This window comes from Polaribacter sp. (genome assembly GCF_965660385.1).
Lineage (GTDB): Bacteria > Bacteroidota > Bacteroidia > Flavobacteriales > Flavobacteriaceae > Polaribacter.
The window spans coordinates 1-1,007 of sequence record NZ_CBFHZT010000137.1 but is presented as its reverse complement, the minus strand read 5'-3'; the positions used below and the strand labels follow the sequence as shown (position 1 = coordinate 1,007).

The 1,007-nt window shown below is 30.6% G+C and carries 2 protein-coding genes; both read right to left on the bottom strand.

Annotated elements, in window-relative coordinates:
* Positions 1-95: 95 nt before the first annotated feature.
* The gene (locus tag ACTG3V_RS15595; protein WP_439133092.1) at positions 96-539 is read right to left on the bottom strand and encodes a hypothetical protein; all 444 of its coding nucleotides are present in this window, start codon (positions 537-539) and stop codon (positions 96-98) included.
* Complete coding sequence (locus ACTG3V_RS15590; RefSeq protein ID WP_439133091.1) at positions 532-750, bottom strand: hypothetical protein; 219 nt, start codon at positions 748-750, stop codon at positions 532-534. The genes ACTG3V_RS15595 and ACTG3V_RS15590 overlap by 8 nt, the downstream gene beginning before the upstream one ends.
* Positions 751-1,007: the final 257 nt, after the last annotated feature.

The window sequence follows — 1,007 nt, the reverse complement described above, 5'->3', positions numbered from 1 at the left end:
AAAAATTTAAAAAGCCCTTAAAAAGGGCTTAAAAAAGATGATTATTTGATTTTTTAGAGGGTTGTGCAACGGTTACCGGTGTTGTGCATAGTGTTTTATTTTTTTATCAATTTTATAATCAAATACGGCATTAGTATTCCTATTCCAATTAATATTGTCGAATATAAACTAAAAGGTTCTGCCTTTAAATAATCTGGAATCAAAGGGTTTGAATGTTTTGCTGAAAAAATCATTATGAAAAGTCCAATTCCAAAAACTATCATCACAAAAAAGAGAACTGTTAACATATCTGTAATTAACTCTTTTATTTTAAATTCTTTTCTTGTCGAGTTGTAAATCATTCCGAAAAATGGAAAAGAAGCAAAAACCAAGTAGTCGAGTGTATTTGTTGAAATTCCAAAATAGTAGTCAGTTAGCTTTTGTAAGTTTTCTGTCAATCTAATCTGAAGTTTTGCCCCAAGTCCAAAATTAAGCGTAATGAAAATCAGTCCGCAAAGTCCGTAAATCAAGTATTTTATTTTGTCAGGTGTTTTATTCAAGATGTTCTTGTTTATGAGGTTTCATTTTCCAAATAAACCAAGTTGCTACAAATGAGACTAATATTAGCGAAATGGAAACTCCGATGTCTTTTAAGTTCCAAGTTGTACTAGGGACATAATCACGATGAAAATCCACTAATGCACTAAACACGATTTTATAGGTTGTCCAAAGTCCGTGTAGTAAAGCAAATCCGAAGGCGCCAATCCACATTATTTTCCTATTAATAATGATTGGTCCTATTAGTATTAGAATTGAAATGATTGTTAAAATCAACATATCAACTCTAAACGGACTAAAGTCATATTTATATTTCACGAAATTCAGTCCGACAAATATCCACAAGAGTAAAATTCCGCCATAAATAAGACGTTGCTTTTTATCATTTTTTAGATATTCAATAATGGAAATTCCGTTTTTCAATTCAGTCGTTTTTCATTTTTCGAGAATGTTGCCCTACATTATGCACA